The organism is Streptomyces sp. Root1310 (assembly GCF_001426425.1).
GTDB lineage: Bacteria > Actinomycetota > Actinomycetes > Streptomycetales > Streptomycetaceae > Streptomyces.
Window position 1 is genome coordinate 931385 of sequence record NZ_LMEQ01000012.1, and the last position, 25978, is coordinate 957362.

The 25978-nt window shown below is 72.8% G+C and carries 25 protein-coding genes; 11 read left to right on the top strand and 14 right to left on the bottom strand.

What is annotated here, in order from left to right; all coding sequences use genetic code 11:
* The first annotated feature begins 57 nt into the window (after positions 1 to 57).
* A complete protein-coding gene (locus tag ASD48_RS22305) occupies positions 58 to 558 on the top strand; it encodes a MarR family transcriptional regulator (protein ID WP_057603582.1) in 501 nt (166 codons plus the stop codon).
* Positions 559 to 580: 22 nt separating this feature from the next.
* On the opposite strand, the gene ASD48_RS22310 is transcribed toward ASD48_RS22305, so the two are convergent.
* Entirely contained in the window at positions 581 to 1372 is a 792-nt protein-coding gene (locus ASD48_RS22310; protein WP_057603390.1) for a hypothetical protein, read from the bottom strand.
* 368 nt (positions 1373 to 1740) lie between these two features.
* On the opposite strand from ASD48_RS22310, the gene ASD48_RS22315 reads away from it, so the two are divergent.
* The 5 genes from ASD48_RS22315 to ASD48_RS22335 are packed head-to-tail and all read left to right on the top strand — an operon-like array spanning position 1741 to position 7418.
* A complete protein-coding gene (locus ASD48_RS22315; RefSeq protein WP_057603391.1) occupies positions 1741 to 4596 on the top strand; it encodes a nitrate- and nitrite sensing domain-containing protein in 2856 nt (951 codons plus the stop codon).
* On the top strand, positions 4593 to 5096 hold the full coding sequence (locus ASD48_RS22320) for a hypothetical protein (RefSeq protein ID WP_054239956.1): 504 nt from the start codon (positions 4593 to 4595) through the stop codon (positions 5094 to 5096). Before ASD48_RS22315 ends, ASD48_RS22320 begins: the two co-directional genes overlap by 4 nt.
* The gene (locus ASD48_RS22325) at positions 5093 to 5515 is read left to right on the top strand and encodes a DUF742 domain-containing protein (RefSeq protein WP_057603392.1); all 423 of its coding nucleotides are present in this window, start codon (positions 5093 to 5095) and stop codon (positions 5513 to 5515) included. The genes ASD48_RS22320 and ASD48_RS22325 overlap by 4 nt, the downstream gene beginning before the upstream one ends.
* A complete protein-coding gene (locus ASD48_RS22330) occupies positions 5496 to 6140 on the top strand; it encodes an ATP/GTP-binding protein (RefSeq protein ID WP_057603393.1) in 645 nt (214 codons plus the stop codon). Before ASD48_RS22325 ends, ASD48_RS22330 begins: the two co-directional genes overlap by 20 nt.
* A 24-nt stretch (positions 6141 to 6164) precedes the next feature.
* A complete protein-coding gene (locus tag ASD48_RS22335) occupies positions 6165 to 7418 on the top strand; it encodes a styrene monooxygenase/indole monooxygenase family protein (RefSeq protein WP_057603394.1) in 1254 nt (417 codons plus the stop codon).
* Here ASD48_RS22335 and ASD48_RS22340 read toward each other — a convergent pair.
* The 4 genes from ASD48_RS22340 to ASD48_RS22355 form a co-directional block, all read right to left on the bottom strand.
* On the bottom strand, positions 7391 to 8668 hold the full coding sequence (locus ASD48_RS22340) for a C40 family peptidase (RefSeq protein ID WP_242432673.1): 1278 nt from the start codon (positions 8666 to 8668) through the stop codon (positions 7391 to 7393). The genes ASD48_RS22335 and ASD48_RS22340 overlap by 28 nt on opposite strands.
* 103 nt (positions 8669 to 8771) lie before the next feature.
* Complete coding sequence (locus ASD48_RS22345) at positions 8772 to 9122, bottom strand: hypothetical protein (RefSeq protein ID WP_057603396.1); 351 nt, start codon at positions 9120 to 9122, stop codon at positions 8772 to 8774.
* Positions 9123 to 9136: 14 nt separating this feature from the next.
* Positions 9137 to 9787 carry a TetR/AcrR family transcriptional regulator gene (locus ASD48_RS22350; protein WP_057603397.1) on the bottom strand — a complete coding sequence of 217 codons (651 nt, stop codon included), beginning with the start codon at positions 9785 to 9787 and terminating at the stop codon, positions 9137 to 9139.
* Positions 9788 to 9833: 46 nt separating this feature from the next.
* The gene (locus ASD48_RS22355) at positions 9834 to 10772 is read right to left on the bottom strand and encodes a diiron oxygenase (RefSeq protein WP_054239950.1); all 939 of its coding nucleotides are present in this window, start codon (positions 10770 to 10772) and stop codon (positions 9834 to 9836) included.
* Between the two features lie 118 nt (positions 10773 to 10890).
* On the opposite strand from ASD48_RS22355, the gene ASD48_RS22360 reads away from it, so the two are divergent.
* Both ASD48_RS22360 and ASD48_RS22365 read left to right on the top strand, forming a co-directional pair.
* Complete coding sequence (locus ASD48_RS22360) at positions 10891 to 11805, top strand: ADP-ribosylglycohydrolase family protein (protein WP_057603398.1); 915 nt, start codon at positions 10891 to 10893, stop codon at positions 11803 to 11805.
* Positions 11802 to 12128 carry a hypothetical protein gene (locus ASD48_RS22365; protein WP_057603399.1) on the top strand — a complete coding sequence of 109 codons (327 nt, stop codon included), beginning with the start codon at positions 11802 to 11804 and terminating at the stop codon, positions 12126 to 12128. The genes ASD48_RS22360 and ASD48_RS22365 overlap by 4 nt, the downstream gene beginning before the upstream one ends.
* Before the next feature lie 65 nt (positions 12129 to 12193).
* On the opposite strand, the gene ASD48_RS22370 is transcribed toward ASD48_RS22365, so the two are convergent.
* The 7 genes from ASD48_RS22370 to ASD48_RS22400 all read right to left on the bottom strand — a co-directional run bounded on the left by ASD48_RS22370 (position 12194) and on the right by ASD48_RS22400 (position 19454).
* Positions 12194 to 12724 carry a DUF3291 domain-containing protein gene (locus ASD48_RS22370; protein WP_057603400.1) on the bottom strand — a complete coding sequence of 177 codons (531 nt, stop codon included), beginning with the start codon at positions 12722 to 12724 and terminating at the stop codon, positions 12194 to 12196.
* A 45-nt stretch (positions 12725 to 12769) separates the two neighbouring features.
* On the bottom strand, positions 12770 to 14227 hold the full coding sequence (locus ASD48_RS22375) for a penicillin-binding transpeptidase domain-containing protein (RefSeq protein ID WP_057603401.1): 1458 nt from the start codon (positions 14225 to 14227) through the stop codon (positions 12770 to 12772).
* A complete protein-coding gene (locus ASD48_RS22380; RefSeq protein ID WP_242432674.1) occupies positions 14224 to 15813 on the bottom strand; it encodes an FtsW/RodA/SpoVE family cell cycle protein in 1590 nt (529 codons plus the stop codon). Before ASD48_RS22380 ends, ASD48_RS22375 begins: the two co-directional genes overlap by 4 nt.
* Positions 15814 to 15875: 62 nt before the next feature.
* The gene (locus ASD48_RS41345) at positions 15876 to 16613 is read right to left on the bottom strand and encodes an SH3 domain-containing protein (RefSeq protein WP_063887478.1); all 738 of its coding nucleotides are present in this window, start codon (positions 16611 to 16613) and stop codon (positions 15876 to 15878) included.
* Between the two features lie 70 nt (positions 16614 to 16683).
* Positions 16684 to 17988: a HAMP domain-containing histidine kinase gene (locus tag ASD48_RS22390; RefSeq protein ID WP_057603403.1), complete on the bottom strand. Its 1305-nt coding sequence runs from the start codon at positions 17986 to 17988 to the stop codon at positions 16684 to 16686.
* Positions 17985 to 18806: a hypothetical protein gene (locus tag ASD48_RS22395; protein ID WP_057603404.1), complete on the bottom strand. Its 822-nt coding sequence runs from the start codon at positions 18804 to 18806 to the stop codon at positions 17985 to 17987. The genes ASD48_RS22390 and ASD48_RS22395 overlap by 4 nt, the downstream gene beginning before the upstream one ends.
* Before the next feature lie 138 nt (positions 18807 to 18944).
* Positions 18945 to 19454: a dual specificity protein phosphatase family protein gene (locus ASD48_RS22400; protein WP_079073901.1), complete on the bottom strand. Its 510-nt coding sequence runs from the start codon at positions 19452 to 19454 to the stop codon at positions 18945 to 18947.
* A 140-nt stretch (positions 19455 to 19594) separates the two neighbouring features.
* Here ASD48_RS22400 and ASD48_RS22405 point away from each other — a divergent pair, with 140 nt between their 5' ends.
* A complete protein-coding gene (locus ASD48_RS22405; protein WP_057603406.1) occupies positions 19595 to 20398 on the top strand; it encodes a nuclease-related domain-containing protein in 804 nt (267 codons plus the stop codon).
* A 235-nt stretch (positions 20399 to 20633) separates the two neighbouring features.
* Here the strand turns inward: ASD48_RS22405 and ligD are convergent, their stop codons facing one another.
* Positions 20634 to 21515, bottom strand: coding sequence for a non-homologous end-joining DNA ligase (gene ligD, locus ASD48_RS22410; protein WP_057603407.1), 882 nt, complete (start codon positions 21513 to 21515; stop codon positions 20634 to 20636).
* Between the two features lie 46 nt (positions 21516 to 21561).
* On the opposite strand from ligD, the gene ASD48_RS22415 reads away from it, so the two are divergent.
* The gene (locus ASD48_RS22415) at positions 21562 to 22758 is read left to right on the top strand and encodes a Ku protein (RefSeq protein ID WP_057603408.1); all 1197 of its coding nucleotides are present in this window, start codon (positions 21562 to 21564) and stop codon (positions 22756 to 22758) included.
* Positions 22759 to 22871: 113 nt separating this feature from the next.
* On the opposite strand, the gene ASD48_RS22420 is transcribed toward ASD48_RS22415, so the two are convergent.
* Positions 22872 to 24296: an acyltransferase gene (locus tag ASD48_RS22420; protein WP_079073902.1), complete on the bottom strand. Its 1425-nt coding sequence runs from the start codon at positions 24294 to 24296 to the stop codon at positions 22872 to 22874.
* Between the two features lie 536 nt (positions 24297 to 24832).
* Here ASD48_RS22420 and ASD48_RS22425 point away from each other — a divergent pair.
* Complete coding sequence (locus ASD48_RS22425; RefSeq protein WP_242432689.1) at positions 24833 to 25975, top strand: MFS transporter; 1143 nt, start codon at positions 24833 to 24835, stop codon at positions 25973 to 25975.
* The last annotated feature ends 3 nt before the right edge of the window (positions 25976 to 25978 follow it).

The window sequence follows — 25978 nt, forward strand, 5'->3', positions numbered from 1 at the left end:
GCGAAATACTTAAGAGCTGCGCCGATGGCGGCGACCGGCGAGATCAGGGGTGCTGACGTGCACGAGGACATCAACGGCGACGGACGCGACAGCGGGTCCGGCACATCGTCGCGCGGTGTGGAGCAGGGCGACCGGGAGTTCCTGTCCCTGGAGCGGGAACTCACGGTGCTGCTGCGCCGCGCCCGGGCCAACCAGGGGGAGATGGCCCGTGAGGTCCACCCGGACCTGGAGTCCGCCGCCTACGGCCTCCTCGTCCGGCTGGAGGAGTGCGGCCGCCAGCGCGCCACGGAACTCGCCGGCTACATCGGCGTCGGCAAGGCCACCATGTCCCGCCAGCTGCGCGCCCTGGAGCAGCTCGGACTGGTCGCCCGCGAGCCGGACCCGGCGGACGGCCGCGCCTGGCTCGTCGACCTCACCGAGGAGGGCCGCACCCGGGTGAGGCGGGTCCGCGAGGCCCGCCGCGAGCGGTACGTCACCCACTTCTCCGACTGGGACCGCCAGGAGGTCTCGGAGCTGGCCCGGCTGCTCCACCAGCTGAACCGGGGGATGGAGAAGTAGCGCCGAGGGCGCGGCGGCGCCGTCACAGCTCCACGCACACCACCGTCGCGTCGTCGTGCGTCTTCGCCCGGCCCAGCAGGGGCCGGCCGGCGTCGTCGTCCGCCCGCTCCAGCTCCCGGACCCGCTCCACCAGCGTCTGCGCCCCCTTCTCGCGGACGAGGGCGAGCAGGTCCGTCCAGTCGCCCTCCCGGAAGAGCTCCGCCCAGCGGCTGGCCCCGTCCGACAGCGCGGCCAGCGAGCGGACCTCCGCGCGCGGCACGCTCGCGGTGACCGCGCGGGCGGCCACCCCGGGGTCGGCCGCGGCCGTGAAGAACCCGCCCTCCTTGTTGCGCAGGGTGCCGTCGACGACCTCGGCGCTCCGCAGCAGGGCGCGCGGCAGGCGGGCCAGCCGGTCGTCGCGGACGGGGGTGACCGTGCCGTCCGGGGCGGTCAGCAGCAGCGTCGCGTCGCACAGGACCAGGCACTCGACGGTCAGCGGGGACCAACGCGCGAGGACCACGGTGGCCTGTGGGGTGCGTGGGTGAGAAAGGTCACAGGTTTCCGCGTGGGCTCCGGCCGTACGCGCGATGGCGAGGGCGAGTGCCTCGGCCAGGGGAACATCCGGGAGTGAAACGGTCAGTTCGGTCAGGGCGCCGCCGAGTCGCGCGGTGAACCAGGGGACCGAATGCAGACAGCCGGCGCCGTCCGGGGGCGGTGTCACCCCGTCCAGCAGGACGAGCGAACCGCCCTGTCCGGAGGCGGGAAGTCCGATACTCGCGAAGTCCTCGTTGGGGCGGGCCCGGTCGCCGGCCTCCGACACAAGTTCCGTACGCATTCGGACAGTCTGCACGACCCCTTCACAGCCTTCGCAAAAGGCTGGCATCGCACCCCGAACTTACCTGCCGCCGCAGGTCAGCCGCCTGGTTTGGGTAGGAATAAAGCACTCCGGGAAGGCGTGGCGGCGAATACTGTCAAAGCCCGCCGCCCACGTCCAACCGGCCTGCCGTACAGGGTTGCTGCACGCGCCAGAGGAACTTGCCCGCCAACTCTCTCCCGATGTTCACTCCTTCGGGTGGCGGGGCAAGCGATGCGAGGCCCCTGCCCACCGGCACTGGGAGGGTCGGAAACCGTACCGGACGTACGCGTCAGTTGACGGAGCGTCACATCCGGCCCATGGCACACGAGTCAGGAATGCGAGCACCGGTGCAGAAGACGCGGCCTCGGCGTACAGGCAGGCAGACGGCCTCCGAGGGGGGCGCGGAGCGCACCCCTGTCGGCAAGGGCCGTCCCACCCATGTACGCAACCGGCTGATCGTCGCGGTGGCCGTCGTGGCCGCCGCCGTCGCCGGGGCGGGAGCCCCCTCGATCCTCGCCGCCTCCGGGCAGCTGAAGGACTCCCAGGACCTGGTCACCCTGGCCGAACAGACCCAGGACGCCCTCGCTCTCGCCCAGTCCCTGGCGGACGAGCGCGACGAGGTCACCACCTACGTGGCGGCCGGCCGGGTGAAGTCCAAGGCGCCCTCGGCCCAGGGCAGCGCCCGGGTGGACCGGCAGACGGGCGAGCTGACCACGGGGACGGAGGTTTCCGCGGCGCTGCGCGAGGCCCTCGCCGCCGTGCCGTCCGTGCGCCAGTCGGCCCTCACCGGCAAGAGCACGGCGCTCGAGGCGCACGAGGCGTACTCCCGGGCCATCGCCGCCCTCCATGTGCTCGTCGACCGGCTGGCGGAGGAGATGCCGCCCCGCGCGGGCTCCGGCGCGTACGCCCTCGCCGAGCTCGACACCGTCGTCCAGCAGGCCTCCGCCACCCGGGGGCTGCTGCTCGCGGCGCTGAACGTGCCGACCAGCACCGAGACCGCCTACGACCCCGTCACCGGCCGGTCGGTCACCGAGAAGGTCTCCTCGGCCGCCGACACCAAGCGGCGCGACGCGCTCACCGCCGCCGCGCAGCAGGCCCGGCTGCGCTCCGACGCGGCCCTCGCGGACTTCCGGGAGGGCGCGCCGCAGGAGGCGGTGGCCTCGTACGACTCCACGGTCACCGGTGGTGACGTCGACACCGCCGAGGCCTACCTCGCCGACCTCACCGACCAGCCGAAGCTGAGCGGCGGCGAACTCGACACCAGCGTCAAGAAGCTCGACGCCGCGCTCTCCGCCCGGGTAGACCTCATGCGTGGGGTCGAGTCCTCGCTGTACGGCCACCGGGCCGAGGACCTCGCCGCGTTGCGGGACGACGACGTCACCGACCTGGAACTGCGCGTCACCCTCCTCGGGGCGCTGATGCTGCTGACGGTCGTCGTCGCCACGGGCATGGCACGCAGTCTCACCCGACCGCTGTCCGTCCTGCGCCGGGGATCGGCGCGACTGGCGGGAGCCGAGCACCCGGCGGCGGAGGAACCCGTCCGGTTCACCGGCCGCAACGACGAGTTCGCCCAGGTCGTCCGCTCCGTCAACGCCCTGCACGAGCACGCCGTGGCGCTCCACGAGCGCGTCGGCACCCTGGAGTCCGATCGCAAGCACCTCGTCGGGCAGCGCCAGAAGATGGCCGACGCCCGCGAGGAACTGCGCACCGAACTCGCCGACTCCGCAGCCCAGTTGGACGGCCTGCGGGACAGCATCGGCGGCACCTTCGTCAACCTCGCCCTGCGCACGCTCGGTCTCGTCGAACGCCAACTGGCGGTCATCGAGGGGCTGGAGGAGCGCGAGCAGGACCCCGACCGGCTGGCCACGCTCTTCAAGCTCGACCACTTCGCCACCGTCATGCGCCGCCACAGCGAGAACCTGCTGGTCCTGGCCGGTACGGAACACGTCCAGCAGCACGCGGGCCCGATCCCGCTGGTGGACGTGGTCCGCGCGGCGGTCAGCGAGATCGAGCGGTACGAGCGGGTACGCATCTCCACGCTCCCGCCGCACGCGCACGTGGCGGGATTCGCCGCGGACGACCTCTCCCACCTGCTGGCCGAACTCTTGGAGAACGCCACCTCGTTCTCCCCGCCGGACCTGCCCGTCGAGGTCTCCGGCTGGCTCCTGGAGAACGGCGAGGTCATGCTCTCCGTCCAGGACGAGGGCATCGGCATGGCCGAGGACCGGATGACCCGCCTCAACGCGCGCCTCGCCGAGTTCGACCCCGAGACGCCGTACGACCAGGAGGGCGAGCAGGGTCTCGGCCTCGGCCTGTACGTGGTGGCCCGGCTCGCCCACCGGCACGGGGCGCGGGTGCGGCTGCGCGAGCAGAAGCAGGGCGGGGTGGCGGCGGTCGTCGTCCTGCCGACCGCGCTTCTCGCCGCGGCCCCGGCCGCCGCGATCCCGGTGACGAACCCGGCGGCCGCCCCCCAGTCCTTCTCGCTGCCGGGCGCGGACGCGGAAGCCAACTCCAACGTCCTGCCGGGCCGTAAGAAGCCCGCGGACCCGCTGGTCGCGCTGGCGGAGAGGGCGGTACGGCAGGCGGAGACCCCGGCCGGGACGCCCACGCCGGCTCCGGAACACCTCCCGGCCGAAGCGCCGGTTCCGCCGCAGGCCGCGGCCGGGACCCCGACGCGCGTCCCGGCCGAGACGCCGGCCGAGACCCCGGCCGAGACGACGATGGAACTGCTGCTGCCGAGCCCGCAGGGCGAGGACGCGGGAGCGACCGACGAGACGGGGGCGCAGAGCGCCGCCATGCCCGCCCCGGTGGCCGCCGACCGTGCGGACATCCCACCGGGCCCACCCGCACCCGAGGCAGGACCCGCCGCGGGCGAGGCCGAGGCGGAACACACCCGCACACCGGACGCCCCGGAAGAGCTCGTCACGGACAAGGGCCTCCCCAAGCGCACCCCCAAGATCACCGCACCCACCCAAGCCCCGCGCCAGCGGACCGGTTCCGTCGACGCGGACGCCCTCCGCCGCCGGCTGGGCGGTTTCCGCCGGGGGGCGGAGGCCGGCTACCGCGACGTGGAAGCCGAAATCGCCGAGCGGACGGGCCAGAACCAGGTCCCGCCCCCCGAAGCAGCGCGAAAAACAACTCAAGAAGCACGCGCACACGCCGAAGAAAGCACGGGGGGCACAGTCGAGGAGGCAAGCAGTTGACCGCGCCCAGTACCTTCGGACTGAGCAGTGAAGCCCGTAACCTGCACTGGCTGTTGACCAACCTCGTGGAGGAGGTGCCCGGCATCCAGTCCGTCGCCGTCGTCTCCTCGGACGGCCTGCTCCTGCTGTCCTCCGACCCGGGCCGCAACCTCGAGGCCCGCGAGGCGCGCGAGGCGAAACCCTCCGGCCCGCGCGGCTCCTCCGCCGATCTCGCCACCATCGTCTCCGGCATCGGCAGCCTCACCATCGGCGCCGCCAAGCTCATGGCCTTCGGCGGGGTCCGGCACACCATGGTCGCCATGGACGAGGGCAGCCTCTTCGTCATGTCGATCAGCGACGGCTCGCTCCTCGGCGTGCACGGCTCCGCCGACTGCGACATGAGCGTGGTGGCGTACCACATGGCCCTCTTCGTGGGCCGCGCCGGACACGTCCTGACCCCGGAACTGCGCAGCGAGCTGAGGCAGTCACTGGAGTCCGAGGAGACGGGGGGCGTGCGATGAACGCCGTTCCGCAGCAGCCCCGGCAGCAGCTCCCCGTGCGGGGCGGCGACCGCAAGCCGGCCCGGGTGCGCCCCTACTCGCTCACCGGCGGCCGTACCCGCTTCGGGCACGTCCTGCTGGTGGAGACCTTCGTGGCGGCCCTCGAAGCCCCCGAAGAACGCAAGGAACTGACGAACGGCTCCCTCAAGTCCACGGTCATGCCGGAACTGCGGGCCATCGTCGAACTGTGCCGCCGTATGCGCACGGTGGCCGAGATCGCCGCGCTGCTGAAGATGCCGCTCGGCGTGGTCCGGGTGCTCCTCAGCGACCTCGCGGACCAGGGAAAGATCCGTGTGTACGGCACCGGTACCGCTCACGGTACGGGCCGTCCCGACCGCGCTCTGCTGGAAAGGGTGCTGAGTGGACTCCGTCGTCTCTGACGCCGCTCGTGGCGTCTCCCCTCTCGTCGAACCCGAGCCCGACGAGCCCCTGCAGCCCTGGCAGACGGACCGCACCCGTGCCCCCATCGCCACGAAGATCGTGGTGGCGGGCGGTTTCGGCGTCGGCAAGACCACCCTGGTGGGCACCGTCTCGGAGATCGAGCCCCTCCAGACGGAGGCGCTGATGACCGAGGCCAGCGAGGACACCGACGACCTCACCGGCACCCCGGAGAAGGTCACCACGACGGTCGCCATGGACTACGGCCGGCTCACCCTCGACGACGACCTGGTGCTCTACCTGTTCGGTACGCCGGGGCAGCAGCGGTTCTGGTTCATGTGGGACGACCTGGTGCGTGGCGCGATCGGCGCGGTCGTGCTGGCCGACACCCGCCGGCTGAAGGACTGCTTCCCCGCGCTGGACTACTTCGAGAGCTGCGGGCTGCCGTACGTCGTCGCCGTCAACCACTTCGACGACAGCGAGCTGTTCGAGCCGGTCGACGTGCGGGAGGCGCTCACGATCCCCGCGCACATACCTGTCATGATCATGGATGCGCGGCGCCGGATCTCGGTGATCGAGACCCTCCTGGCCCTGGTGGGCCACGCGCTCGACGAAACCCCCGAGTAAGGCCCCTCAAGGAGAGTCACCCGCATGCGGAAGATACTCGTCGTCGGAGCCGGCCAGTCCGGTCTCCAGCTCGCCCTCGGCCTCCAGTCGCAGGGGTACGAGGTCACCCTGATGTCGAACCGGACGGCGGACGAGATCCGCTCCGGCCGGGTCATGTCGACGCAGTGCATGTTCCACACCGCCCTCCAGCACGAGCGCGACCTCCAGCTGAACTTCTGGGAGCAGCAGGCCCCGAAGATCGGCGGGCTCGGCGTCTCGGTGGCGGCCCCCGGTTCGCACGACCCGGGCCCGACACAGCGCGCGATCGACTGGCTGGGCAGGCTCGACGGGTACGCGCAGTCCGTCGACCAGCGGGTGAAGATGGCCGGCTGGATGGAGACGTTCGCCCAGCGCGGCGGCCAGCTGGTGATCCACGGCGCGGCGGTCTCCGACCTCGACTACTTCTCCCGCGCCTACGACCTGGTCCTGGTCTCGGCCGGCAAGGGCGAGCTGGTCCAGATGTTCGGCCGCGATCCGGAGCGCTCCCCCTACAGCGAGCCGCAGCGCGCCCTCGCCGTCGCCTACGTGCACGGACTGGGCCCGCGCCCGGAGCACCCGGACCTGGACGCGGTCCGCTGCAACCTCGTCCCCGGCGTCGGCGAACTGTTCGTCATGCCGACGCTCACCACCTCCGGCCGCGCGGACATCCTGTTCTGGGAGGGCATACCCGGCGGCCCGCTGGACGTCTTCAAGGGCGTCAAGGACCCGGCCGAGCACCTCTCCCTGACCCTGGAGCTCATGGAGAAGTTCACGCCCTGGGAGTACGCGCGGGCCACCAAGGTCGAACTGACCGACGCCGGCGGCACCCTGGCCGGCCGCTACGCGCCCACCGTGCGCAACCCCGTCGGCCGCCTCCCCGGCGGCGGCCTGGTGCTCGGCGTCGCCGACGTCGTCGTCGCCAACGACCCGATCACCGGGCAGGGCTCCAACTCGGCGTCCAAGTGCGTGGCCGCGTACCTCTCCTCGATCCTCGAGCGCGGCGAGAAGGAATTCGACGAGGAGTGGATGCGCGCCACCTTCGACCGGTACTGGGACACCGCCCAGCACGTCACCAAGTGGACCAACGCGATGCTGGCCCCGCCGCCGGAGCACATCATCAACCTCCTGGGCGCGGCCGGTCAGCTGCCCCCCGTGGCTGATCGTTTCGCCAACGCCTTCAACGACCCGTCCGACTTCGAGAACTTCTTCTACGAGCCGGAGAAGACGGCGGCTTACCTGGGTTCGGTCGCGGGGGCCTGAGCGGGGGCCTGAGCGGGGGCCTGAGCGGGGGCCTGAGCGGGGCTCTCGGCGGGAGCCCGAGCGGGTACCCGTGTCGGGGGTGCGTCCGGGCGTACGGCTCCGAGGATCGGTTGGGCCGCGATTTCGGTGATCTTGATCTGCTCGCCGGTTCGCGGCGCCTGGACCACCTTGCCCGCGCCCAGATACATCGCCACATGGGTGGCCTCGGGGAAGTAGATCACCAGGTCGCCGGGGCGCAGCCGGTTCAGCGGGATCCTCGGCAGGTGCGCCCACTGCTCCTCGCTGGTCCGCGGGATCGGTGTCCCGGCGTGGCCCCAGGCTTCGGAGGTCAGGCCCGAGCAGTCGTACGACCTCGGGCCCTCCGCGCCCCACTCGTACGGCTTCCCGATCTGCCGCACGGCGTACCGCACGGCCTTTCGGCCCTCCTTCGACGGTTTACCGTCCTCGTCCAGCGCGCCGGACGCCATGAGCTTCTCCTGCGCCCGCGCCACGCTGTTGCGTTCCAGTTCGGCGAGGGCGGTGAGCTGTTCGGCGGTGAGGGAGGCGAGGAGTTCCTGGACGTCCGCCAGGCGCCGGGTCACGTCGTCGCGCTCCTTCTTCCGGCGTTCCGTGAGGGTGAGCTGCGCGTCCAGGGCGGCGCGGGCCTTGCGGGCCAGCCCGTCGGCCCGGCGTTCGCCGCTCGTCAGCCGCCCGACCGTCCCGGCCCGTTCCCGCGCCAGCCGGCCGATCAGATGCCCCTGGTCGAGGGCGTGCTGCGGATCGCGGGCGAGCAGCAGCCGTACGTACGGGGAGATGTCGGTGCTCCCCTGGTACTGCTGGCGGGCCAGCCGTCCGGCCGCGCCCCGGCTCCGGTGCAGGGAGAGCCGGGCCTTCACCAGGGCGGCGTCCAGCCGTCCGGTCTCGGCCCGCCGCTTCTTCAGCTGCTCCTCGGTGGCGTTGAAGGACTCCGTGGCCTTCTCCGCCTCCCGGTACAGCCGCTGAAGCTCCGTCAGCAGCTCCGCGACGGTGCGCTCTTCGCCGTCCGAACCCTCCGTCTCGGCAGCCGACGGGTCCGCCGGCGGGTTCGCCGACGAGTCCGCCGACGGTTCCTCCGGGTCCGGCGTCCGCGGTGTCTCCGGTGCGGTCACCGTCCGTTCGCCGGGCTCCGGGGGCTCCGGCGCCGCCACGGCGAGCCCGGGGCCCAGGGCGGCCTGTACGGCGAGCGCCGCCGTGACGACCGTACAGGCCGTACGCAGCAGTCGTCCTGACACGTCATCACCTCCGCCGCGGGGTGGCCCCTCCATCCCGTAGGGCGAGCATCGGGCGCGCGTGCGCGGCCCGCGCGCCGGAGGTGCGCGGTTCGGCGCAACGGGGTCACTCGTCGGCGTCATCCCGCCGTCCGCCCGGCGTGGCGTCGGGCGTGGCGTCGGACGGAGTGCCGGGTTTCGACCACGGCCACTTCAGTCCGCCCACACCGCCGCTCCGCCTGCCCGCGCCCTGGCCGCCCTCGGCGGCGAACTCGTACTTCCAGCCCTGGGGCAGTCCGAGCTTCCTGCTGTGGCCGCGCGGCACGCGCCGGTAGACCAGGACGGTGGGCGGGCCGCCGGCCGCGTCGGGGACGGGGATGCGGTACGTCTTCGGCGGGTGCCCGGTCGGGCCCAGCAGCACGGGCAGTACCCGTCCGTCCATGGGGCCGCCCTCGAAGGGGGTGTCTTCGCTCTTCACCGCACCAGTGTCGATCAGGTCTCCGCCGTGAGCGCGTCCCGGACCAGTTCGGCGGTCTGCGCGTCCCGCGCCGCGGTCACCGTCAGGACGGCGACGAATTGGTCCACCAGCCAGTCCCGCAGCTCGTCGGCCGGCGGCTGCTTGTCCTCGTCGAGCCAGATGAGGGAGGCCGCCTCGACCGCGGTGATCCACATCCGGACGGTCATCCGGAGCCGCGGCCCGGGATCCGGGACCCCCAGGTGGCTGTAGATGTGCTCGGCGGCGGCCCGCCGCACACCGTCCACGATGGCGGTCGTCCGGGACGTCTCCACGACGCTGCCGCCCTGGAGCAGGGCGCTGAAACCGGCGTCGTGACGGCCGACGAACGACAGATAACGGTCGAGGGCGCGGGCGAGGCGGGGGAGGGTCGGGCCCTCGCGGGGCTCGTCGAAGCAGTGGTGCAGCTCCTCGGCGGCTGAACGCAGGGCGGCCTCGTAGAGCTGCTGCTTGCCGCCGGGGAAGTACCGGTAGACGAGCGGCCGGGACACCCCGGCGGCCTCCGCCACGTCGTCCAGCGAGACGTCCTCGGGGACGCGGTGCGCGAAGAGCGAGAGCGCGGCCTCGAGCAGCTGGCTGCGGCGCTCCTCGACGCTGAGGCGACGGTAGGCGGGGGCGGCGGGGGTCATGACGTGCAGCGTAATCGCCCATCCTCGCCCCGTGCCCGCCACCGGCTCACGCCAGCAGTCCGGACGACCTCCACAGCCGCCGCCCGACGCCCCGCAGCACCCCGATGTCGTCCAGGAAGTCCGTCAGCTTCTTCGATCCCGTCTGCATGACCTCCCGCCGGTGCCCGCTGGCCCGCACCTGCGCCACGGCCTCCCGCTGGTCCAGGCCCACGTTCGTGTAGACGTCCGGGTTCACGAACGCCACGGAGAACACCCGCGCGAACTCGCCCGAGGTGACCCTGGTGAACTCCTGGGACCACTTCGGCGCCGTCATCATCTGGCGGCGCAGCTCCTCGCGGGCGTAGCGCACGTGCCGGGCCTCCTCCACGACGTGGATCCGGGTGACGCCCCGGACCAGCGGCTGGACGCGCTCGTCGGGGAAGGTCAGCCGCTGCATCCAGTCGAGGACCTCCTCGCCGAGCAGGGTCGCGGTGAAGGAGCCGGGGGTCGTGGAGATCGTCTTGAACAGCCGTCCCAGGTTCTGGTGTGCGCGGCTCACCGGGTAATAGGGCGTCCCGCCCCGGGTGATCAGCCGGGCGAACATCTTCGAGTGCCGGCACTCGTCCTCGATCTCGGTCAGCGCGTACCGCACATGCGCGCTCGTCGCCGCCTTGTCGTAGATGTGCCGGACGAGCAGCTGCATGAGGATGAGCTCGAACCAGATCCCGAGCGAGGCGAGCGCGGCGGCCTCGTGCCGGGACAGCAGGATCCGCTGCTCCTCGCTCATCCGCCGCCACATCGGCGTGTCGTACAGCGACACCAGCTCCGGCGGCCAGAACCACTTGCCCTCCTCGAAGGGGGCGTCCCAGTCCAGCTCCTTGTCGGGGTCGAACGAGTGCTTGGCGGAGGACGCGAGCAGCCGCTCGGCCACCTGCTCCCGGTCCTTGAGCAGGCCCAGCGCGTCCCGCAGCCCTTCCAGCGCGTCGGCATCGGTGAGGGTCGTCATGGCTCTTATGAGACTGCTTGTCAGCAAGGTCGTCAATCCCTCGCGCACCATTTATTGATCCGGGGTCCGACCGGGGGTCTGCGAGAATCGGCCCCTACGAGCCGTAGGGGGACCCGACTTGAGCTCCGACCACGCAGACGACGCCGGCCGCGCCGCCGCCCGCCGCAGCCTGGAGGGCCTGGCCCTCGGGGACGCGTTCGGGGAGCGCTGGTTCCCGCTCTTCCGGGATCCCCGGCAGGCGTACGAGGAGGTCCGCGCCCGCCGGATGCCCGAGGAAGCGGACTGGCACTGGACCGACGACACGGCGATGGCCCTGGGTCTCGTCCGGGTGCTCGACCAGTACGGGGAGGTGCGGCAGCGGGACCTCGCCCTCGCCTTCGCGCTCGGCCACGACGCCGACCCGGCCCGCGGCTACGGCCACGGCATGCACCAGCTGCTGCCCCGGCTGGTGCGGGAACCCGACCGCTGGCCCGAGTTCAGCCGTGAGCTCTTCGGCGGTGAGGGCAGCCTCGGCAACGGGGCCGCGATGCGGGTGGCGCCGCTGGGCGCCTGGTTCCACGCCGATCCCGCCCGGGTCGTCGAACAGGCCGTCCGGTCCGCCGAGGTCACCCACGCCCACCCGGAGGGCATCGCGGGCGCGGTGGCCGTGGCGGTGGCGGCGGCGCTCTCGGCCACGGGGCGGCTCGGCCTCGCCGAGGTGGTGGCGCAGACCCCGGACAGCGCCACCCGCGACGGACTCGCCCGGGCCGCCGAACTCCCCTTCACCACCGAACCCTGGAAGGCCTCCGACCTCCTGGGCAACGGTCAGCGCATCCGCGCCGACGACACCGTGCCCTTCGCCGTCTGGTCCGCCGCCCGCCACCCCGACGACCTCGTCGCCGCGCTGTGGACCACCGCCGAGGGCTTCGGGGACGTCGACACCACCTGTGCCATCACCGGCGGCATCGTGGCCGCCCGCACCGGTGTCGACGCCGTCCCCGCGCCGTGGCTGGAGCGCCGGGAACCGCTGCCCGGGCCGGCGGGGCGCCGATGACCGCCGAAGTGCGGCCCGGCGCCGCCCTCCGGGTGCGCAACTCCGGCAGTGAGCTGCTCGAACTCATCCTCGAGCCGTACGGCAGCGATCACTGGATGCGGCCCGGCGAGACCTTCGTGATCTGGACGCTCGGCCGGCCGGGAGACGGGGAGTCCGGGGCGGCCGGGACCTCCGAGGCGTTCGAAGTGGAGCACACGCCGGGGACCGTCACCGTGTACGCCGAGGTGCTGCCCGCCTACGTCGGGGACGTCGACGGCAACGAGATCGACTGCGGCCACAACAGGCCCGGCCCCGTCGGCCCGTTCCGGATCGAGCTTCCCTAGCTCATCGGCCGGCCCGACCGACCGGCCGGCCTGACCGGTCCGACCGGCCGAACCGGCCGGGTCGGCTAGACCGAGCAGCCCAGGTCCTCCGGTACCGAGAGCGTCATCGGCTCCGCGCCCTGCGCCGGGAAGGCCGTACGCAGGCCGAAGGCGTACGGGGTGGGGCCGTTCGCGCGCAGATGCAGGAGGCGGGACTCGGCCTCCGCGACCGTCGGACGGTGGCCCGCCGGTACCCACCACAGAGCCGTCATCGCCTCCGCCACCCGCTCGAACCACTCCCGGCGGCGCGAGAGCAGCTCGCGATGCTGCCCCTGGTACATGAACGCGGTCAGGGCACCGACGTCCCGCCACACCGTCATGTTGATGATCAGCCAGGAGTCCCCGAAGACCTGGATGTCGGTCGCGTCGCCGCCGTCGGACTGGAGCCGCCAGACATAGCCGTCCGCCGCCTCCGCGGTGGCGTTGACCGGGTCGAGAGCGTCCACGAAGTCCTTCAACTCCGGTGAGTCCAAGGGGAACTTGAGGCGGGAGATGTTGACCTGGGCGAGTTCGAAAGCGGTGGACTCGGTGACGTTCTCAGCTCTCGTGGCAGTCATGAGCGAACCGTAGGACGCCCCTGTGCGGTCCCGGTACCCCCCGTCTCACGACGTGAGCACCGCCTCCATCACCGCCCGGGCGATCGGCGCCGCCATGCCGCCCCCGGTGATGTCCCCGCGGCGCGCCGACCCGTCCTCGACCACCACCGCGACCGCCACGCTCGGCTCCATGTCCCGCTCGCCCCGCGCCCAGGAGACGAACCAGGCGTACGGGATCCCGGCGTTGCCGAGACCGTGCTGCGCCGTGCCGGTCTTGCCGCCGACGACCGCGCCGGGGATCGCGGCGTTCGTGCCGGTGCCCTTGCGCACCACGTCCACCATCAGCTCCCGCATCAACCGTGCCGTCGAGGGCTGCATCGCCTGGCGGGACGGGCGGGAACCGGCCGTGGCCACCGTGGCCCCGCCCCGCCGTGTCGTCCGCTCCACCAGGTACGGCGTGCGCACCTGGCCCCCGTCGGCCACCGCCGCCGCCACCATCGCCATCTGCAGCGGGGTCGCCCGGGTGTTGAACTGGCCGATCGAGGACAGCGCCAGCTGCGCATTGTCGAGCGAGGTGTCGAAGGTGCTCGGCGCGACGGCGAACGGGATCCGCACGTCGGCGTCGTTGAAACCGAACGCCTGCGCCGTCCGGGTCATCTGCGCCAGGCCGGTGTCCACGCCGAGCTTCGCGAACACCGTGTTGCACGACCACGCGAAGGCGTCCCGCAGCGGCGCGTCCTCGCAGCCGGGGCCCTCGTTCGTCAGGCCCGTCGTCGTCCCGGGCAGACGGTAGGGGGCGGGGGAGTCGGTGGCCGCGTCGAGGTCGGTGATCACCCCCGCGTCCAGTGCCGCCGCCGCGGTGACCACCTTGAACGTCGACCCCGGCGGATACGTCCGGCGCGCCGCCCGGTTCAGCATCGGCTTGTCCGGGTCGCCGTTCAGCCGCGCCCAGGCCCGTTCGGCCGCGGCGTCGTTCCCGGACAGCACGGCGGGGTCGTACGAGGGACTGGACACCATCGCCAGCACCCGCCCGGTCGACGGTTCCACCGCCGCCACCGCGCCCTTGCGCCCGCCCAGCCCCTCGTACGCGGCCTGCTGGGCCCGGCGGTTCAGGGTCGTCACCACGTTGCCGCCGGGCGGCCGGCCGTGCGTGACGTCGTTCCACAGCGGGAACGGCGCGAGCATCGGATCGGCCCCCGAGAGCACGTCGTCCCCGGTGTGCTCGAGGAACGTCGTCCCGTACACCTGCGAGGCGAAGCCGGTCACCGGCGCGTACAGCGGTCCGTCGCGGTAGGTGCGCTCGTAGCGCAGCTGCTCACCGGTGTCCCGGGAGCCGGTCACGGGGGCTCCGTCGACCAGGATGTCGCCGCGCGGCTGGGCGTACCGCGCGATGGAGTCGCGCCGGTTGGCCGGGTTGTCCTGGTATCTGCCGGACTGGACGACCTGGACGCGCAGGGCGTTGGCCAGGAGCGCCACCAGCAGCAGGGCGCAGAAGGCGGCGGCGTGCCGGATGTGCCGGGTCAACCGGGCCTCCGTGGGTCCTCGTCGGGAAGGGGGGCGTGGAGCGGGCTGTGGGGCGGGGTGCGGAGCGCGGTGTGGGACGAGTCGTGCCGTGTGCCGTGTGCCGTACCGTGCGGTGTGGGGCGCGGCGCTTCCTGCGGCGCGTGGCGCGGCCGCCTCGCGGAGTCGCTCACCCGGATCAGCAGCGCCACGATCGCCCAGTTGGTGACGACCGAGGAGCCGCCCTGCGCCAGGAACGGCATCGCCATGCCGGTCAGCGGGATCAGGCCGGTCACCCCGCCCGCGATCACGAACACCTGGAGCGCCACGATCGAGGCGAGGCCGGTCGCCAGCAGCCGCCCGAAGGGGTCGCGCAGGGACAGGCCCGCCCGGTAGCCGCGCTCCACCAGCAGTCCGTAGAGGAGGAAGAGGGCCGAGAGACCCACCAGGCCCAGCTCCTCGCCCGCCGTCGCCAGGATGAAGTCCGACTTCGCGGCGAAGCCGATGAGGACGGAGTGGCCGAGGCCGAGCCCGGTGCCGGACATCCCGCCGGCCGCGAAGGAGAACAGCGACTGCGCGAGCTGGTTGGGGCCCTCACCGGCCTCGATCGTCGCGAACGGGTGGAGCCAGTCCTCGACCCTGCTGTGCACATGCGGCTCCAGGCGGCCGACGGCGACCGCGCCGAGCGAGGCGAGCAGCAGTCCGACGGCGATCCAGCCGGTGCGGCCGGTGGCGACGTAGAGCATGACGACGAACAGCCCGAAGAAGAGCAGCGACGTGCCGAGGTCCCGCTCCAGCACCAGCACCCCGACGCTCAGCAGCCAGATCGTGACGATAGGGCCGAGGACGCGCCCGGTGGGCAGCTGGAGCCGTTCGAAGCGCCAGATCTTGCGGCCCGCGTACGCCAGCGCCGTGCGGTTGGCCGCCAGGTACGCGGCGAAGAACACCGCCAGCAGCACCTTCGCGAACTCGCCCGGCTGGATGGAGAACCCGGCGATCCGGATCCAGATGCGGGCGCCGTTGACGGCCGGGAAGAGGATCGGCAGCGCGAGAAGGGCGAGTGCGGCGACCACACAGACGTACGCGTACCGCTGGAGCAGACGGTGGTCGCGCAGCGCGGCCACGACCAGGATGAACAGGGCCACCCCGAGCGTGGACCACACCAGTTGGGTGGGGGCCGCCCGGTCGCCCGGCGTCTCCAGGTCGAGCCGGTAGATCAGCACCAGGCCCATCCCGTTGAGCAGGACCGCGATGGGGAGGAGCAGCGGGTCGGCGCAGGGGGCGCGCAGCCGGACCGCGAGGTGCGCCAGCAGCGCGAGCACGCCGAGCCCGGCGCCGTAACCGGCGGCGCCGGGCGGGACGGTGCCGTCCTTCGCGAGGCCGACGGCGCAGTAGCCGTACACGGAGAGCAGCACGGCCAGGACGATGAGGGAGAGTTCGACGCCTCGGCGCCGGGGGAGGAGCGCCGCGGGGGCGGGCGCGTCGGCCGCCGCCACGGTGGTTCCGGCACTGGTGGCGCCGGCACCGGCACCGGCGCCCGTTCCTGTCCCTGTTGCCGCTGCTGCTCCCGTCCCCGCTCCCGTCCCTGGTCCGACTCCGGCTTTCGTCATGTCCGGAACCTACCCAAATATGGCCTCTTGTGGGCCTTGGATGCTTTCGTGTCAGTGCCGGATCAGCACCAGCGAGGTGCCGTCCCGATGGTGTCGATGTAGCGCGCCGAGCCCCAGGCCCAGGTGCCGTCCGTGAGGAGGTACCAGAGGGAGTTGCCCTGGACGTTCTGGCCCGGGGTCTTGCAGAAGATCGAGACGATCTCGCCGCGATGGGCCACACGGATCACCTGGCTGGCTCGGGTGGGTGCGCTGCGCAGGAGTAGTTCGCTCGCGGTGACGCGCCCGCGGTAGCGGCGGGAGTCGTTGTGGTTGCCGCCGCCGGACTGCCAGTCGCCCCCGTCGGACTGCCAGTTGTCGCCGCCGCCGGACTGCCAGCTGTTGTCACCCCCGCCGGACTGCCAGTCACCCCCACCGGACTGCCAGCTTCCGGACTGGTTGTTCTGGCCGCTGCCCTGGTTCTGGTTGCCTTGGCCGCTGCCTTGGTTCTGGTTGTTCTGGCCGCTGCCCTGGTTCTGGTTGCCTTGGCCGCTGCCTTGGTTCTGGTTGCTCTGGCCGCTGCCCTGGTTCTGGTTGCCTTGGCCGCTGCCTTGGTTCTGGTTGCTCTGCCCCCCGCCCTGGTTCTGGTTGCCCTGGCCGCCTCCGCCGTCCTGGTTCTGCCAGTCGGACGAGCCGTCGTCCTGGGTGGTGAGGCTGTCGCCGTCCCAGTCGTCGGCGATGGCCGGGGCGACGGCCGCGGTGGCGGCCAGGGTGCCGGCTGCGGTGAGTATGGCGAGGCGGGTGAGAGCGGTGCGCAGGGGCATGGCGATACCTCCATGAAGAGGGTGAAGCTGACTTATCGCCACATTAGGATCGGTTCGCGCGTGTCGCCCGTCACGCTGCGCCATCGGGGAGGTCGCTCCTGGCGGGCGGCGTCTGAGGCAGCGTCAGTGTCGCCACCGCACCGCCGTCCGGCGCGTTGGTGAACGTCAGCCGGGCGCCGAGCACCTCCGCCTGGCCGACCGCGATCGTCAGGCCGAGTCCGTGGCCCTTCGCCCCGCCCTCGGTACGGAACCGCTGCGGCCCGTGCGTGAGGAGGTACTCCGGATAGCCGTCCCCGTGGTCCCGCACGGTGACCACGGGCCCGTCCACCGACAGCACGACGGGCGACCGCCCGTGCCGGTGCGCGTTGGCGAGCAGGTTGCCCAGCACGCGTTCGAGGCGCCGACGGTCGGTCTCCACGCGCGCGTCCCGGACGACGGTCACCTCGGTGCCGGTCGCCTGGGCCCCGGAGGTGGCCGAAGCCTCCGCCGTCCGCACCACCCGGCCCGCCAGCGCGCCCAGCTCCTCGGCGTCCAGCTCCAGCCGCTCCCGCCCGGTGTCCAGCCGGGAGATCTCCAGCAGGTCCTCCGTCAGCGTGCGCAGCGCCGCCACCCGGTCGCGGACCAGCTCCGTCGGCCGCCCCGGCGGCAACAGCTCCGCCGCCGCGTGCAGCCCGGTCAGCGGCGTGCGCAGCTCGTGCGCCACGTCGGCGGTGAACCGCTGCTCGCTCAGCAGCTTGCCCTGGAGCGAGGAGGCCATGGAGTCCAGCGCGACGGCGACGGCCCCCACCTCGTCCTGCGGCCGGCCCGGTTCCTTCGTACGGGGGTCGTCCACGCGCGCGTCCAGGTCGCCGGCGGTGATCCGCCTGGCCACCTGCGCGGTGGTGTGCAGCCGCCGCGTCACCCGGGTGACCGCGACGGCGCCGACCAGCAGCGTCGCGCCGATGGCCAGGATCGACGACCAGAGGATGGCGGTGTCGAGGGCCTCGATGGTACGGGCGCTCTGCGAGTAGTCGACCGGGACCGCGAGGGCTCGCGCACCGTCGGCGGGGCCGGCCGCCCACATGGTCGCCCGCCCCTGGTGTTCGGCGACCATCGTGCCGCGCTCGCCGGTCAGCGCCAGCGCCCGCAGCGACGCCGGCAGTCCCGGCGGGTCGAGGCTCGCGCCCCGCTCCAGGGTGTCCCCGGCCTCGAACGCCGCCGTCGCGTCCTTCAGCCGGGAGAGCGCCAGGTCACGGGCCTCTCCGGCGGTCTGGTTCGTCACCGAGACATGCACCAGCACGCCGAGCAGGGCGGCCAGCGCACAGCACATCACCGTGATGAACACGGCGGCCTTCACGGCGAGCGTGCCGGCCCACGAGGGAAACGCGAGCCTCATCGGCCGCTCGCCGGCGCGGAGAAGGAAGAGGACGAGGAAGAGGAGACGGAAGAGGGGGCGGCCGGGGACGGGGACACGGAGGGGGCCGAGGTCGGGGAGGGGTGGGGCGAGAGCTTCCGGCCCCCGGCGCGCAGCATCTCGTCGTGGGTGAGCAGCATCGCCCGCTGCTGCGGGTCCCATGTCCACTGGAGGCGGTACTCGTAGCCCGCGACCTCCGACGGGGCCCGGATGATCACGGACCGTCCGGCCAGTTCGACCCCGCTCACGGCGTCCTCGTAGGCCATGACCTGGACGAGTCTGTCCTTGCGCACGGTGTACACGCGGACGGCCGTCAGATTGCCGGGCAGCTGCCGGAAGCCCAGGGTCAGGTCGTCGTGGCCGTCGCCGGTGAGGTCCCGGTAGTACGCCTTGAGCACGGGACACCGGCTTCCCGCCGCCCCGCTCCGGCCGCAGTCGGCCATCCGGCGGGCCGTCTCGTCGTAGGTCCCCTCGGCGTAGTCGCCCGGATGCGTGGTGATCTCCTCGCGGACGACCGCGACCGGGTCCACCTTGCGGATGTCGCCGCCGGGCACCGTGATGCCCTTCACCACCTTGGTGTCCACCTCGCCGATGTCGAAGGCGGGACTGGAGGCGGGGGTCAGATCCGGCCAGAGCTTGTCCGGGCTGATCGCGGTCGGTGTCGCCCCCGCGCCCTGCAGCTCACCCGCGTCACCGCAGCCCACGGCGCCCGCGGCCAGCAGGGCGACGGTGACGGCGGCGAGCCCGCGCCGGGCGGGACGGGAGAGACGGGAGGGGCGGGAGGGACTACGGCGGGGCACGGGACTCCTGTGACTCCTGTGGAGATACGGCGGTGTCAGGCCCGTACACCTTATTCGTAAGGAAGTCCGTTTTGCGTACTGGTGGGCCGGGGATGGTGCGGCGCTGGAGGTGGCGGGGTCCTGACCATGGTGAAACGATTATTCGGCCAGTTCCTCCAAAAGCCTGGCCGTCGGCAGCCCTGCCCGCAGGTACTCCACGAACAACTCGTTGTGCAGGGCCCATGGTGAGCGCCGCGACCGTATCAGCCGGATCGCCTCCTCGGCCGAGTGCCCCCGGCGCACCAGTGTGTGGGCGATGACCAGGCCGGAACGGTTGTAGCCGCTGTAGCAGCGGACGAGGACCGTCCGGCCGTCGTCCATCGCGTCCTCCGCGGCCCGCGCCAGCCGGATCACCCCGGCGAGCTGGGTCCCGTCCAGCGGACCGTCCGGAATCGGCCACACATGGTGCTGCACCCCGGGATCGGGCCCGTGTCCCTGCCGGGCCCGTGTCAACGTCTGGACGAGATCGAACTCGGCCCGCACCACGGCGGGTTCCGGTTCGCCGGAGCGCCCCCGGAACTCGTGACCGCCCATCCACAGGCCGGGCACGATCTCGCTCCACGGACGGTCCGGAGGCGGTACGTCGGGTTGCTTCCTGCGGGTTCGCAACGGCGCCTCCCCAAACGCGCTGCCCGGTAACGGCGCCTCTCCAGACCGCTGCTCAGTGCTTGCCCAACTCCCCTCGAAGGTAACCGCCTTCTTGCCCCCGGAGCGTCCCGCCTGTTCCCATGGTCATGGGGTGATGGTGCATGAACGGACTGCGCGTCATACCGACCTGGCGGCATGGTCAGGAGCGGCTCTACGTATGCCTCACGGACGGCAGGAACATCGCCTGGTACGACCGTGAGGCGGCCAGGATCAACCTGATCGGGGAGAACCGCAGGGAGGACGTCCTGGAGGCTCTCGGCCCCTTCATCACCGGCCCGGTCACGGTCGGCCCGCCCCCGGTCCCCACGCCCGCGGAGCTGGCCCGGCTCTCCCTCCACCCGGACGACGACCTGGCCCCCAACCGCCCCGGCGAGGCCCTCCTGATCGACCTGGACCGAGACCCGGGTACCGCCCACCGCCTCCGAACCGACCCGCGCCGCCGCGCCCTGGCGGCCGAGCAGACCGTCGGCGTGGCCCTGGACCGCCTCGACGGCGCCGGCTGGCACACGCTGCACTCCCTGCCCCTTCCCGGCGGCGACCGCGTCCACCACCTGGCCATCGGCCCGGCCGGCCTGTTCGCGGTCCACACGCTGTACGCCCGTAAGCAGCGGGTCCGGATCTCCGACCCCCTGGTCGGCCTGGGCCGCCGGGACCCGCAGCCCCTGCTGCGCCGGGTACGCGCCGACGCCGACCGGGCGTCCTACGCCCTGACGGCCGAGGTCCGCCCGGTACTGGCCCTGGTCGGCCCGACCGGCGTCTCCGTCACCGTCCCGCCGCGCGAGGTCCGCGTCCTGACCGACACCGAGCTCACCGACCTGACCCGTCTCGGCGGCGTGCTGAAGCCGGCGGACGTGGAAGCGCTGCACGCGATGGCCCGCGACCGGGGGACGTGGGCGAGGGTGTGAAGCGCCGTCGCGAGAGGCGCCGGTGCCCGCTCCCCGGCCCGTCCGGCGTTCGACGACGAGGCCCGTCCGGGGCCCGCGGCGCAGGTCCGGGCGCCCGGCTCCCGGGGGCGGGACGGGCGGGGCGGCGGAGGTTCGGGCGCGCAGCCCCCGGGGACGGGAAGGGCGGGGCGGCGGAGGCGGGGAAAAGGCGGGCCCGGGGTCCGGTCACGGCACCGGAGCGGACCCTCGGCGCCGGTCACGGGACCGCCCCCGCCCGCCCGGCGTCGAGCAGCGGCGCCAGCAGATCCCCGAAGTCCTGAAGCCGCGGAGCGATGTCGGCGGCCGCGAACGTGAGCGTCCCGGCGGACCGGCACTCCTCGACCTCCTCCCAGGTGACCGGCGCCGACACGGTCGGCTCGGCCCGCGCCCGCAGTGTGTACGGCGTCGCGGTCGTCTTCCGTGACGCGTTCTGACTCCAGTCCACGAACACCTTCCCGGGCCGCAGACTGCGCGTCATCCGGTGCAGCACCAGCCGGGGCATCGCCCCCTCCGCCTCCACGGCCAGCTGCTTCGCGTACTCCGTGACCCGTTCGGAGGAGGCCCCGCGCACCGCCGCCAGCAGATGCAGGCCCTTCGACCCGGACGTCTTCGGCAACGCCTCGATCCCGTCCGCCGCGAGCCGCTCCCGCAGCCACACCGCGACCTCGCAGCACTCGACGACGGTCGCGGGCGTGCCGGGATCGAGGTCGAGGACGAGCCGGTCGGCGGTCTGCGGATCCTGGATCACCCACTGGGGCGTATGGAACTCCGTGACGAGGTTCGCCGCCCAGACCAGACTCGCCAGATCCTGCACGACCACCATCCGGGCGGGCCCCTCCGACCGGGGCACCTCGGCGGTGGTTACCCATTCGGGCGTCCCCGGCGGCACGTTCTTGGCGAAGAAGATCTGTCCGTCGGGCCCGTCCGGGTAGCGCAGGAAGGACAGCGGCCGGTCGCGCAGATGGGGGAGCAGGGCGTCGGCGACGGTCGCGTAGTAGTGCAGCACCTCACCCTTGGTGAAGCCGGTCGCCGGATACAGCACCTTCTCCAGATTGCTGAGCGCGAGCCGTCTCCCCTCCACCTCAGTGATCGGCGTCATACGATGAGAATCACATGAAACCGTCACATAAGGCTCATTCGGGAGGGTGCTGTACGTGAGATCCATCTGGAACGGCGCCATCTCCTTCGGCCTCGTCAGCATCCCGATCAAGCTGGTGAACGCCACCGAGAGCCACTCGATCTCCTTCCGTCAGATCCACACGGAGGACGGCGGCCGCATCCGCTACCGCAAGGTCTGCGAGCTGGAGGACCGTGAGGTGGGCTCGGCGGAGATCGGCAAGGGGTACGAGGACGCGGACGGCACGATCATCCCGATCACCGACGAGGACCTGTCCCATCTGCCGCTCCCGACCGCCAAGACCATCGAGATCGTGGCCTTCGTCCCGGCCGACCGGATCGACCCGCTCCAGATGGACACCGCCTACTACCTCCAGGCGGGCGGTGCCCCGGCGGCGAAGCCGTACACGCTGCTCCGGGAGGCCCTGAAGCGCAGCCACAAGGTGGCGATCGCGAAGTACGCCCTGCGCGGCCGCGAGCGGCTCGGGATGCTCCGCGTGGTCGGCGAGGCGATCGCCATGCACGGTCTGCTCTGGCCGGACGAGGTCCGCGCACCGGAAGGCGTGGTCCCGGACACCTCGGTCACCGTCCGCGACAAGGAACTCGACCTCGCGGACGCCCTGATGGACACCCTCGGCGAGGTCGACCTGGAGGACCTGCACGACGAGTACCGCGAGGCGGTGGAGGAGGTCGTGGCGGCGAAGGCGGCCGGCGAGACACCCCCCGAGGCCCCGTCCGCGCCGCCCGGCGGCAAGGTGCTGGACCTGATGGCGGCCCTGGAGAAGAGCGTTCGGGCGGCGAAGCGGTCGCGCGGCGGGGAACCGGGGAAGGCCGCTTCGGCCACGGAGACGGAGGAGGAGGCGGGGGAGGAGACGGAGTCGGGGGCCGAGGTCCGGCACCTCTCGCAGCGCAGGTCGGCCCGTACGGCGCCCAAGGGGGCCGGCGGCAAGAAGTCGACCTCGACGGCGACGGCGAAGAAGACCACGGCGGCACCGAGGAAGTCGACGTCGAAGACGGCGAGGTCGTCGCAGCCGGCGAAGAAGGCGGCGGCGACGAAGAGCACGGCGGCGACGAAGAGCACGGCGGCGACGAAGAGCACGGCCAAGAAGGCGGCCGCGAAGAAGACCGCGGCCAAGGGGACGACGGCCAAGGGGACGACGGCGAAGGGGACGGCCAAGAAGTCGGCCGCGAAGAAGACGACGACGGCCCGCAAGCGCACGGCCTGACGCCGCCCGCAACCCACCCCCACCTCGACCTCGACCTCACCCCCTCATGTCTCCCTCTCCCGCCACCTCCACCCCCAACCAGCTACACCCCCGGCTCTTCCGCCTCACTCGCCTCACGTGCGTGCCTCCCTTTCGGCGGGGGATCGCCCAGGGCGGGCAGCTTCTTCGTCGCCCCCGTGACTCCCCCCGCCGCCCCCGCCGCCTCCGCCGCCTCCGCGAGGTAAGGCCCCGCACAGGGTGACCACACCAAGTCCCAGCCCGACGGCCGGCCACACCGGGAACTCGCCGCCGTACGCGAAACCGTGCCCCGCGAAATACGTCAGCGCCCAGACGCTCGCGCCGAGCCCGGCCCACATCCGCCAGGCCGCCGCCCCCCGGATCGCCGCGCCGGGCCGCACACGCACCTCGACGGAGGCCAGCGCCCGCTCCACCGGCCGCAACGCCCACACCACGCCCACCAGGACGGTCCCCAGCACCAGCAGCCACGGCACCCGCAGTGCCCACCAGCCCGCCGAGCCGTAGCGGGGTTCGGGGGCGAGCCCGGTCAGATAGAAGGCGGCGGCGACGATCAGCACCGGCAGCATGTGCCAGAGGTAGAGCGCCATGCTGCCGGCCCCCAGCGCCCGCACCGCCCGCCGTACCCGGGCCCGCTCCAGCGCCCGTCGCACGACCGGCGCGACCAGCAGCGCCAACCCCACCTGAGCCAGGCTCCAGGCCAGCATGGCCGCCGACGGGGGATTGGTGTTGCTCAGTTCCTCCCCGGTCACCAGGATCAGACTGACGGGAAACGGCCCCGGCCCCACGAGCAGGGCGAACCCCGCCCCGCCGCCCACCGCCATGGCCACCGCCCGTCCCCGCGCTCGCGGCGCCGTCTCCCCGTCGCCGCCCAGCAGCCCGTCCCGCCAGCAGAGTCCGAGCTGGTAGACGACACCCCATACGAGCAGATAGTTGAGCGCCCCGATCGCCCCGATCGCCCCGACGGCCGAGCCGCGCGAGGACGCGTCGCCCGCCGCCACGAGCATGCCGACACCGAGCCCCACCGCGCCCATGAGCGCGGGGACGCGCACGCCCCAGCGTTCATGAAGGGAGTACAGCACCGGAGTCAGGGCGCTGAGCAGCAGATACACCGGCAGGAACCAGAACTGCATGGCCATCGCCCACCCCACCAGCGCGAGGGTGGGGCGGTCCACGCCGAGCGCGGAGCACACTCCGACGGCGAGCAGCACGAGGCCGCTGTACACGGCCGTGGGCAACAGCAGCCGCACGGCGCGCTGCCCCACCCATCCCGCGGCGCTCCCGCCGGCGGCCCGAGCCCGCGCCCAGGAGCCTCCGGCGGCATGGCCGCCGGCGAGGAAGAACAACGGCATGATCTGGAAGCCCAGGGTCAGCCACTGCGTCCAGGGCACGGTGGCCAGCAGCTCCGGGGCGGTGATCTCGCCGTCCGGATGCCGGACCAGCCCCGTGATCAGCCAGTGCCCCAGCACGACGAGCAGGATCGCCCACGCTCGCAGGAAGTCGACATACCGGTCTCGGCTCATGGTCGCATGCTGCCCGCCGCCCAACTCCCCTGTGGCGACTAGTCCTTGTCGCAACCAAGCCGTACCCGGGACGACACCCGCCGGGACGACACCCGCCGGGACGACACCCGCCGGGACGACACCTGCCGGAGCGGCGGGGCGGCGGAGTGGTGGGGCGCCGGGGCGAGCGCGGCAAGACGCGGGAGGGCGCGGCACGGCCCGTCCCTGTCCGCCGTTCGTGCGGCGCCTCCCGGCCCGTCCCTTGTCGGGCATCTTGACGGGTCGTATGTTACCGGTAACATCGTTGTCCGTCGGAGCACCAACCGCACGCCCACGCAGAGGTGGGCCGTCCGCCCCCGGGAGTCCGCGTGACCGACCACCCCACGGCGCAGCGCGCCCCGGCCGGCTCACCCACGCCGGACTCCACCGACGGCCCGAGCGGCGACCGGACCCGCGGCGCGACCGACGTCACCGGCGTCGGCAGCAGCACCAGCATCGGCAGCAGCACTGGCACCGGCGACAACGTCATCCCCGCCCCCGTCTTCACCACGTCCGCCGTGGTCGCCTCCTGCGTCGGCTTCGTGCTCATCGGCGCGCTCCAGGCGTTCTACGGCCCCGCGATACCGGCCCTGCGCGAGGAGTTCGGGCTCTCGCCCTCCGCGGCGGGCCTCGGGCTCAGCGCGCACTTCGTCGGCGGGGTCGCGGGAGTCCTCCTCTTCGACCGGCTGTACGGCCGTACCGGCAACCGGCGGATCCTGGCCGCCTCGTACCTGCTGATGGCCGTCGGTTCGGCGGGCTTCGCCGTCGCGCCGAACTGGCCCCTCGCCCTCACCGCCGCGCTCCTGGCGGGGCTCGGCTTCGGCGGTGTCGACTACGGCCTCAACCAACTCTTCGCGGTCGGCTTCGGCCACCGTTCCACCGCGATGCTCAACATCCTCAACGCCCACTTCGGCATCGGCGCGATCCTCGGCCCGGCCCTGATCGGCCTGGTGGGCGCCGAGCACTACCCCGCCGTGTTCCTGGTCTTCGCGCTCGCCAACCTGCCCCTGCTGCTCTGCCTGCGTGGCGTACGCGACAGCCCGCCACGGCCGTCGCAGCCCGCGCGGCACCCCGCGTCCACGGAGGCGTCCACGCCGGCCGGCCGCGCCCTGCGGTCCGTCCTCGCCGTCTTCGTCACCCTCTACGTCCTGCACGTCGGCATCGAGGCGGGTGTCGGCGGCTGGGAACCCACACACCTGGAGACCGTCGGGCACGGCGCCGGTGTCGCGGCCACCGCAACCTCCGTGTACTGGCTGATGATGACCGCCGGCCGATTCCTGGTCGCCCCGATCGCGCTGCGCTTCTCCGCCCAGACCATCATCACGGCCTCCTGCGCGGGTATGACCGGCTGTCTCCTGCTGGCGGCCGTACCGGACCTGGCGCCCTTCGCCTACGCGGGCGTGGGCCTCTTCATCGCACCGATCTTCCCCACCGGACTGCCCTGGCTGCACCGGGCCGCCCCGCACGCCCGCCGGGCCGGCGCGGTCGTCATCGCCGCGTCCATGCTGGGCGGCGTCGCGGCGGGCCCGGCGCTCGGCAAGGTCATCGAGTGGTCCGGCGTCCGAGCGGTCCCGCTGCTCCTCGCCGCGGTCGCCGCCGTCTGCCTCGCGGCCACCCTCTGGCTGACCCGGGCGACCCACCACCCGAAGCCCGCGCGGTGACCG